Origin of the sequence: Rhizorhabdus sp., from assembly GCF_018006725.1 — a bacterium.
GTDB lineage: Bacteria > Pseudomonadota > Alphaproteobacteria > Sphingomonadales > Sphingomonadaceae > Rhizorhabdus.
In genome coordinates this window covers 1-8,936 of the sequence record NZ_JAGMXV010000189.1, presented here as the reverse complement: position 1 = coordinate 8,936, position 8,936 = coordinate 1, and the positions used below count along the sequence as shown (strand labels likewise).

General features: G+C 62.8%; 6 protein-coding genes. 3 read left to right on the top strand and 3 right to left on the bottom strand.

Translation table 11 applies throughout. The features are described from left to right. Positions 1-334: 334 nt before the first annotated feature. The 3 genes from KAY22_RS20460 to KAY22_RS20450 are packed head-to-tail and all read right to left on the bottom strand — an operon-like array spanning position 335 to position 4,437. Positions 335-1,882, bottom strand: a complete 1,548-nt coding sequence (locus KAY22_RS20460) for a DHA2 family efflux MFS transporter permease subunit (protein ID WP_006966681.1) — start codon at positions 1,880-1,882, stop codon at positions 335-337. Between the two features lie 14 nt (positions 1,883-1,896). Then, the gene (locus tag KAY22_RS20455; RefSeq protein WP_006966679.1) at positions 1,897-3,027 is read right to left on the bottom strand and encodes an HlyD family efflux transporter periplasmic adaptor subunit; all 1,131 of its coding nucleotides are present in this window, start codon (positions 3,025-3,027) and stop codon (positions 1,897-1,899) included. 15 nt (positions 3,028-3,042) lie between these two features. Continuing rightward, on the bottom strand, positions 3,043-4,437 hold the full coding sequence (locus KAY22_RS20450) for an efflux transporter outer membrane subunit (RefSeq protein ID WP_036527720.1): 1,395 nt from the start codon (positions 4,435-4,437) through the stop codon (positions 3,043-3,045). A gap of 129 nt (positions 4,438-4,566) precedes the next feature. Between KAY22_RS20450 and KAY22_RS20445 the strand changes: the two genes are divergently transcribed. The 3 genes from KAY22_RS20445 (at position 4,567) to KAY22_RS20435 (ending at position 8,898) form a co-directional block, all read left to right on the top strand. Then, positions 4,567-5,160, top strand: coding sequence for a TetR/AcrR family transcriptional regulator (locus KAY22_RS20445; protein ID WP_006966673.1), 594 nt, complete (start codon positions 4,567-4,569; stop codon positions 5,158-5,160). A 170-nt stretch (positions 5,161-5,330) separates the two neighbouring features. Next, positions 5,331-5,915: a recombinase family protein gene (locus KAY22_RS20440; protein ID WP_020997492.1), complete on the top strand. Its 585-nt coding sequence runs from the start codon at positions 5,331-5,333 to the stop codon at positions 5,913-5,915. A gap of 4 nt (positions 5,916-5,919) precedes the next feature. Next, the gene (locus tag KAY22_RS20435; protein ID WP_020997491.1) at positions 5,920-8,898 is read left to right on the top strand and encodes a Tn3 family transposase; all 2,979 of its coding nucleotides are present in this window, start codon (positions 5,920-5,922) and stop codon (positions 8,896-8,898) included. The last annotated feature ends 38 nt before the right edge of the window (positions 8,899-8,936 follow it).

The following is an 8,936-nucleotide window of genomic DNA, read 5'->3' as shown; positions in this document are numbered from 1 at the left end:
TGCCTGTCAATCTAAAACCGTACATGGTGGTTCAAGAAAGGAGTGATGCGAATGCGAGTGAAAACTGACGCACGGCGTAACGCGATTTTGGCAGCGGCGACGGACATATTCCGCGAGGTTGGTTACGGGGTCAGTACATAGAACGGACCCAGATATACGCTAAGCGCCGACAGCCCCGCTCAGGTGTCGGCAAACACCTGTTTATCGCACATCGCTGACCGCAATTTGCGATTGATGAGAGCGTTAGCGTCTGAAGCGGTGTGTCAGCCGGTTTCGTCGGTCTGCCTTTGCCACTCCGCCAGAATTATTCGCTATCTGACTCCCAAGGGCTTTCTCAATGCCCGCCACTCATGTCGATCGGGCCCTTCGGCTTTGGCGCGAACCAGATGATCGCTGCGGCGAAAGCGAAGCATATCGCGATAGCGGCGAACATGTTGAGGGTCGCTAGCATCGTACTCTGACTTTCGACCATCCCGGTCAGCATGGCTGTCGCGCTTCCATGCGACATGCCTTGTGCCGTCATCGCGTCGAGCGTGGCTTGCCCTTGCGACATCGCACCGGCCAGCTCGGTCTGATTTTCCCGCGCTGCGCCGCCCCACCCGGTCTGCACCAGCGAGGCCGCGAAGGCGCCTCCCACCGTGCGCATGAAGTTGGAGATGCCGGCGGCATCGGCCTGCTCGTCAGGGTCGACGGTGGCCATGCACAGACCCGTGACCGGGATGAAGAACATCATCAGGAACGGCCCAGTCGCGAGCATCGGCCAAGCCATCTGCGCGAAGGTCATGTCCGGCGTGAAACCCATACGCCATACCGATATCAGACCAAGCCCGAGGATTCCGACTGAAACAATCAGCCGCGCATCCATCTTTTCGGCGAACTGCCCGATCACGGGTGAGCTGAGGACCGCCAGGATGCCCATGATGCCGGTGGCATAGCCCGCCCACGTCGCTGTGTAGCCCATATTCTGCTGGAGCCAGAGCGGGATCAGCACGACCGTCGCGAAGAAGGCGCCGAATGCTACTGAATAGGTAAGCGAAGCGGCCACGAACCCGCGGTGACGGAAGACACGTAGGTTCACGATCGGATGCCTCTCGGTCAGTTCCCAGATCAGGAAAGCGACGAACCCGATCGCGGCGATGATCGCCAGCGCGCGAATCTCATTGGCGGCAAACCAGTCATGGTTGCGGCCTTCGTCGAGCATGATTTGCAGCGCTCCGACCCAGATGATCATCAGGATGAGGCCGATCACATCGATCCTTGCCTTGACGATTTCCTCGATCTGGCCCCGGAACAGATAGAGCAACCCTATTCCCCCGGCCATGGCGACCGGCACATTGATGAAGAATATCCACTCCCACCCGACATTGTCGGAGATGGTGCCGCCCAGAATAGGCCCCGCGATCGGGGCAACCGTGGTCGTCATCGCCCAGATGATCATCGCCACCGACGCCTTCTCGGGCGGAAAGATGCGCAGCAGCAGCGTCATCGAAAGCGGTATGATCGTGCCGCCGGCCAACCCCAGCAGCACGCGCGCCCCGATCAGCATGCCAAGCGTGCTGGACAGGCCGCATAGAAGCGAGAGAATTCCGAACAGGAGATAGGAGGTTATGAAGACCCGCTGCCCGCCAAAGCGACGCGAAAGCCATCCGGTGAGCGGTACGGTTATCGCTTCCGCAACCGCGTAGGAGGTGATCACCCAGGTCGCCTCCGACACGGATACGCCGAGCGAGCCCGCAATATGCGGGATCGAGACATTGGCAATGGTCGTATCCAGCACGACCAGGAAGTTGCCCATGCCGATCAAAATCGCGGCAAGGATAAGCTTGCCACCCGTCAAGGGTTGAACTGCGGTGACTCCAGATTCTGCAGCAGCGTCGGCCATGGCTCAGTCCACGATCAATTGGAGACGTCGATGTCGGCTGTCATCGACAGCCCGACCCGCAACGGATGTTCGGTGAGCTGCCGGGGATCGAGCCTGATCCTGACCGGGAGGCGCTGGACCACCTTGATCCAGTTGCCGGTGGCGTTTTGGGCAGGTACGACCGCGAAGGCCGATCCCGTTCCGCCGGAAAAGCCCACGACCGTGCCACGATATTCGACATCGCTGCCGTAGAGATCGGAGGTGAGCGTCACGGGCTGACCGCGCTTCACCTTCCTGAGCTGCCCTTCCTTGAAATTGGCATCCACATAGACCGCGTTCACAGGGACCACGACCATCAGGCTCGCTCCGGCCTGCACGCGTTGGCCGACCTGGACCTGGCGGCGGGACACCACACCATCGACCGGGGCGCGGATGACGGTACGATCGAGATCGACGCGCGCCTGGTCGCGTGCGGCGCGTGCGGCAAGGACCTCCGGATTATCCTCCGGCGCTGCCCGGTCGATCAGCGCGCGATTGGCGTCACGGCTGCCGATCGCGGCGGTGCGGTTCGCGGTCGCCTGAGCGCGCCCGGCGTCAGCATCCTTGAGCCGCGCGAGCGCCGTGCTGTAAGCATTGCGAGCGCTCGTCAATTCATCGCCGGAGACCGAGCCGGAAGCAGCAAGCGCTTCCCGACGATCAAGATCGATCCTTGCTCGCGACAGATCGCCCCTGGCGACAGCAAGCTGGGCGTCTGCCCGTGTCTCGTCTGCGGCGCGCGCCGCGACCTGGGCACCGAGACCGCTGTCGGTCGCGACAAGACCGCGTATCCGCCGCTCGGTGGTCGCCAACTCCGCCTCTGCGCGCGCCAGCGTCAGTCTGGCATCGGTGTCGTCGAGCCTGACCAATATATCGCCGCGCTTGACCGGCAGCGCATCGTCCACGAGCACATCATGGACGGGTCCGCTGATCAGCGGCGTGACCTGCGCCACATTGGCGCCGACATAGGCATTGTCGGTTTCGACATGGCGTGAAGCAATCAAGACGTCATAAGCAAGATAGCCACCTCCAAGAATGGCGACTGTCGCTCCAAGGCCGATAAACAGCTTCTTGCGCTTCGCGTTCTGCGGACCGGCGGGCGGTTCCTCGGTGTAGGTGAGTTCGTTCATCGAAAGGGTTCCTCTTCAGGATCGAAAACCGCCGCCCAGCGCGCGCGCGAGCGCGACATCGAGGGCGAAAGCGCGGGCCTGCAGCGTTGCGACGGTGCGGCGGGTGGAAATGAGCGCGTCTTCCGCCACGAGTACGTCCAGCGAAGTGGCAAGACCGCCGCGATAGCGGTTGTTGGCGACCGCCCAGGCCGCACTTGCAGCGCGCTCGGCATCGCGGGCTCGGTCGAGCCGCTGGCCAAGCGCGCGTTCGCTGGCGGCGGCATCGGCGATTTCGCGCAGCGCCTGTATAAGCGCACCGTCATATTGTGCGACGGCCTCGCGATAGTCGGCTTCCGAGGCTCGGTAGCGGCCGCGCAGGCTTCCGCCGTCAAAGATCGGCAGGCTTATCGCAGGGCCGACTGTTCCGAACTCGGAGCCGGACTTGAACACATTGTCCAGGCCCAGCGCCTGCAATCCGATCAGTCCGGCTAGATTGATATTGGGGTAGAAGGCTGCACGCGCTTCCTTGATCCGGCTCGCGGCCGCTTCGCTGCGCAACCGTGCGGCGATGATGTCAGGACGACGGCCGATCAGTTCGGCGGGCAGATTGGCGGGCAGGCCGAAGTCCTCGCGGGCGATTGGAGCAGGCCGCGTGATGGTAAGGCCGCGATCCGGCCCAGCGCCGAGCAGCACTGCGATGCGATTGCGCGCCAGAACAAGCGCTTCGTCGAGCGCGGCCAATTCGCCCTGCGAGGTCGCCAATGCTGACCGGGCGCGTTCGACAGCGCCCGCGTTTTCGAGCCCTTCCGCCTTGCGGCCTTCCATCAGTTCGAGCGTACGCCCACGCACCTCGACAGCGCGCGCAGCGGCATCGCGCTCGGCATGGAGAGATCCCAGGTCCGCATAAGCGGCGGCGATTCCGGCAGACACGGCCAGTCGCGCTGCAGCCGCCTCCGCTCCGGCAGCCGCCGCACTTGACCGCGCCGCGCCTAGTGCTGCCCGGTTCTTGCCCCAGAAATCCAGCTCCCAATCTAGCCGGAGTGTTGCAACACCATAGTCGGGCCAGCCCTGGGGCGCGAATTCGCGCGGGAAGAGATAGTTGTAGCTCTGCTTGGTCGCACCGGCTTCAGCATTCGCATTGAGCGAGGGCAGCAGGCGGCTGCGGGTCTCCCCGACCAGCGCCTGGGCGCGGGCGAACCGGGCCTCGGCGACGCGCAAATCGGTGGCGCCCACCAGTCCTTCCGCAATCAGCCCCGAAAGCTGAGCGTCGCCAAAATCCTCCCACCAGTGATCTGACGGCCAGGCAGCGTCCGGCGCGGCAAAGCTGTTCACGCTAGCTATGCTCTCAACGGCTGCTCGCGCAGGCAATGCGCTTTTCTGTGGCAGGGTTGCGCAACCGCCCAGCAGGAGCGCGGCGGTGAGTACCGCCATTCCCCCGCGCTTTTTCACAAGCGACTCCATACCGAACTCCAAAACCATACAGTTCGGTCATTTATGAGCAGGCCCTTGTGCCTGTCAATCTAAAACCGTACATGGTGGTTCAAGAAAGGAGTGATGCGAATGCGAGTGAAAACTGACGCACGGCGTAACGCGATTTTGGCAGCGGCGACGGACATATTCCGCGAGGTTGGTTACGCGCGCGCAAGCATGGCGATGATCTCGGCGCGGCTCGGTGGATCGAAGGGCACGCTATATGGATATTTCAAATCCAAGGAGGAGTTGTTCGGCGCGGCGATGATGGAGGTTATGGAGGGGCAGGCGGCAGACGCGGTGCGCCTCCTTGATGCATCTGAACCCGATATCGCCCTCGTCCTGCGCCGGTTCGGGATGGCTTATCTGGCCTTGCTGACATCTGCTGATGCGGTAGCGATCATGAGGACGGCGATTGCCGAGGGCGCAAACTCGAAGCTGGGAAAGAGCCTCTACGACGCGGGTTGCGGAGGCACATGGGCTGAAGTGAAGACCTATCTCACTCAGTTGCAGACAAGCGGGGCAATCCGTGGTGCTGATAATCGGTTCGTGGCAGCTCACCTCAAGGGTTTGCTCGAAGCGGGGATCATCGAACCGCCGTTGTACGGAGCGGAGCCATGGTTCGACACCGAGCAATCGGTTGCCTTTGCAGTAGATGCGTTTCTCCGTGCCTATGCGATCTAGCTTGATCGAAAAGGAGCGCCCCCACTGCTTAGCTATGACGGCAAACACATGTTTTCGGACACCCTTGGGTGATCCCTCGGCTTTGGTCGGCAATCCTGCGCCTGAATAGTCGACAAACCCTGTCGCTTTGACGTAGTGTACGACAAAGTGGTTTTGAGGGTTTTTCGTACATGCTGGTCGGATATATGCGAGTGTCATCGGCCGATGATCGCCAAACTGTCGATCTTCAGCGCGACGCTCTGGTCGCGGCGGGTGTCGATCCGCGTAATTTGCATACTGATAAGGCATCGGGAGCACGCGACGATCGACCGGGCCTGAAGGACTGCCTCGATTATTTGAGTGCGGGTGATACGCTGATCGTGTGGAAACTCGATCGGCTTGGGCGATCGTTGCCGCATTTGCTGGCGATCGTCACTGACCTGAAGGCGCGTGGCATCGCGTTCCGTTCGCTGACTGAGCAGATGGATACGAACACGCCGCACGGCGAACTGCTATTTTCGCTGTTCGGCGCGCTGGCGCAATATGAGCGCGCGCTGACGCGCGAGCGGGTGATGGCGGGACTGGCGGCTGCAAAGCGTCGAGGGCGCCAGGGTGGACGGCCTCCCATGATCGACACTGAGACCCTTGAACGGATTACTGCCGCGCTTGATGGCGGAGCAAGCAAGGCATCCGTTTGTCGCACCTTCAAGGTGCCGCGTTCGACCTTGATTGGCACTCTTGCCCGGATCGGTTGGGCGCCGCCCGCTAGAGCCTAACCCGATGCCTCGTCGCGCCGTGCTGTCGGACGAGCAACGCATGGCGTTGCTCGCACTTCCCGATGATGAAACCACGCTCGTTCAGCACTGGACGTTGAGTGAGGATGACCTGGCTATCATCGTGCGCCGCAGGCGACCGCATAATCGTCTGGGTTTCGCGATCCAGCTATGCGCGCTGCGCTATCCCGGCCGTTTGCTGCGCCCGGGCGAATTGATCCCCGATACGCCGCTCGCGTTCGTCGCCGAGCAATTGCAGATCGCGCCCGAGGTGCTGGCCGATTATGCGACGCGCGGCCCGACCCGGTACGAACAGCTCGATGCGCTGCGCGAGGGCTTTGGGTTCACACAGTTCAGCCGGCCATTGCGAGCGGCGTTGCAGGAATGGCTGCTGCCGATTGCGCTGACGACGACCAGCGGGGCTGGGCTGGCACGGTCGCTACTAGGCGAGTGCCGACGACGGCGCATCATCGTACCTGGCATCAGTTCGGTCGAACGGATGGTTGCGCAGGCGTTGCTCGACGCCGAGCGCCACGTCGCCGAGCATCTGACCCGAGGGCTGGAGACTGGGCAACGCCGTCTGCTTGACGCCCTTCTTCTGCCTCACGCCGGCACGAACCTCAGCGGCCTCGGATGGGTGCGGCAGCCGCCCGGCAAGCCCGGTCGCAAGACGTTCGCCGTCATCATCCGGCGGCTAGCTCTGCTGCGCGATATCGGGATCGATCCCGATATCGCGGCAGGCATACATCCCGAACGCCTGCGACGCCTCTGTCAGGAAGGGGCTCGGCTGACGGCGCAACATGTCCGGACGCTGCAAGCAACGCGGCGCCGTGCGACGCTGGCGGCAACCGTACTCGAAACCATCGTCACGCTTACCGACGATGCGGTGCTGATGTTCGACCGCCTGCTGGGTCAGATGTTTCGGCGCGAGCAGAACGGTGCAGACACAGCGCTCAAGCGCGACCGGCGCACCATCAATGGTAAAATCCGGCTACTCGCCCGGCTCGGCGATGCCCTGCTCACTGCCAAAGTGTCGGGCGGCGACATCGGCGCCGCGGTCGAGGCCGTAGTTGGATGGGACGATCTCGGCCGTGAAGTCGATGAAGCCCGCAAGCTGATCCGCCCCGATGCCGTCGATCCCGTTACGATCGCCGCTACCAACTACCCCGTCCTCCGACAGGTCGGTCCCTTGTTCATCGCCTCGTTCACGTTCGGAGCGGTCCCGGCCTGCCATACGCTCGCGCGAGCAGTCGCTATCATGCGCGACCTTCATCTCGGTCGCCTGAAAAAACTGCCGCCGGATACGCCGGTTGCCTTCATTCGGCAGGCCTGGCGTCGCGCGATCGGCCCCGGCATTCCCGATCGCAGAGTTTATGAATTTTGCGTCCTGGTCGAGCTTCGGGACAGGCTTCGTGCCGGCGACATGTGGGTCGAGGGAAGCAGACGCTATCGTGCCGTCGAGCAACAGCTTATTCCTGGCCCGGTATTCGCCACCATGCGGGCAGCCGGCCCTTTGCCGATTCCGGCACCTGATACGGCCGATGCCTGGCTAGCCGAACGGCGTACCCGGCTCGCCCGTAGATTGGCAGAGGTCGAGCGAAAAGCGGAGACGGATACGCTGGAAGACGTACAACTCAGCCTCGGCAAGCTGCGGATTTCGCCGTTGAAGGCGGTCACGCCGGCTGAAGCGGATAGCGCCCTTGCGCCGCTTTACGCCCATCTTCCCGCGATCCGCATCACCGATCTCCTTGCTGAAGTCGATCGATGGACCGGATTCAGCCAGTGCTTTACGCATCTGCAAAGCGGTCGGGTTGCCGATGAACCCCGCGCTATCCTCACGGCGGTGCTCGCCGATGCAACCAATCTTGGTCATACGCGCATGGCTGAAGCCTGCAATCTCGTGACCCAACGCCAACTCAGCTGGCTCGCCTCGTGGCATTTACGCGAGGAAACCTACGGTCGGGCTCTCGCCAGGTTGGTCGATGCCCAGCACACCGCGCCACTCGCCGCCCTGTTTGGGGCCGGGACATCGTCCAGTTCGGATGGTCAGAACTTCCCGCTCGATCGCCGTGCCCAGGCGACCGGTGCGGTCAATCCGCACAAGGGCGCGGAGCCTGCCGTCTCCTTCTACAGCCATGTCTCGGATCGCTACGCGCCGTTTCATTCCACCGTCATCTCCGCATCCGCGAGCGAGGCGGCGCAGGTGCTGGACGGGCTGCTCCATCACGGTGCTGATCTGCACATCGAGGAGCATCACGTCGATGGTGGGGGCATTTCCGACCATGTATTTGCGCTATGCCATCTACTCGGATTCCGGTTTGCGCCGCGCATACCGAATATCTCCGCGCGCCGGCTTTACCTGTTTGACGGCATCGAACCCGGCCCCGATATTGCGCCGCTCCTCGCGGGCAAGGTCGATGAGGGCCTGATCGCTGCCCATTGGGACGACGTGCTGCGCTTGGGCACCTCGATCCGCACCGGCGTCGTGAGTGCGTCAATCATGCTGGAACGGCTTGGCTCCTATCCCCGCGCCAATGGCCTGGCCTTGGCACTGCGCGAGATCGGCCGCGTCGAGCGCACCCTGTTCACGCTCGATTGGATCGAACAACCCGAACAGCGGCGTCGCGCGACCCGCGAACTCAACAAGGGTGAGGCCGAAAATGCGCTGAAACGCGCCATCTTTTTCCACCGGATCGGCCGTATCCGCGATCACGCATTGCAAGCCCAGACCCATCGAGCGAGCGCACTCAACCTCGTCGCCGGTGCTATCGTCCTCTGGAATACGACCTACATGCAAGCCGCCCGCATGCATCTTGCCAGTCTAGGCCGGTCGATCCCGCCGGACCTGCTGCAACACCTTTCGCCGCTCGGATGGCAGCACATCAACCTCACCGGCGATTATCTTTGGACCGACCCCGATGCGCCATCGCCGGCCCTCAGGCCGCTTCGCCAGATGCACGCCGTCGAAGGCCCGGCGAAACCTTAGCGTATATCTGGGTCCGTTCTATGTACCGCCCCCAAGGT

Bases quoted from the DNA above. Each gene is read 5' to 3' on its own strand.
- KAY22_RS20460 (WP_006966681.1), bottom strand. From the start codon at position 1,882: ATGGCCGACGCTGCTGCAGAATCTGGAGTCACCGCAGTTCAACCCTTG.
- KAY22_RS20455 (WP_006966679.1), bottom strand. From the start codon at position 3,027: ATGAACGAACTCACCTACACCGAGGAACCGCCCGCCGGTCCGCAGAAC.
- KAY22_RS20450 (WP_036527720.1), bottom strand. From the start codon at position 4,437: ATGGCGGTACTCACCGCCGCGCTCCTGCTGGGCGGTTGCGCAACCCTG.
- KAY22_RS20445 (WP_006966673.1), top strand. From the start codon at position 4,567: ATGCGAGTGAAAACTGACGCACGGCGTAACGCGATTTTGGCAGCGGCG.
- KAY22_RS20440 (WP_020997492.1), top strand. From the start codon at position 5,331: ATGCTGGTCGGATATATGCGAGTGTCATCGGCCGATGATCGCCAAACT.
- KAY22_RS20435 (WP_020997491.1), top strand. From the start codon at position 5,920: ATGCCTCGTCGCGCCGTGCTGTCGGACGAGCAACGCATGGCGTTGCTC.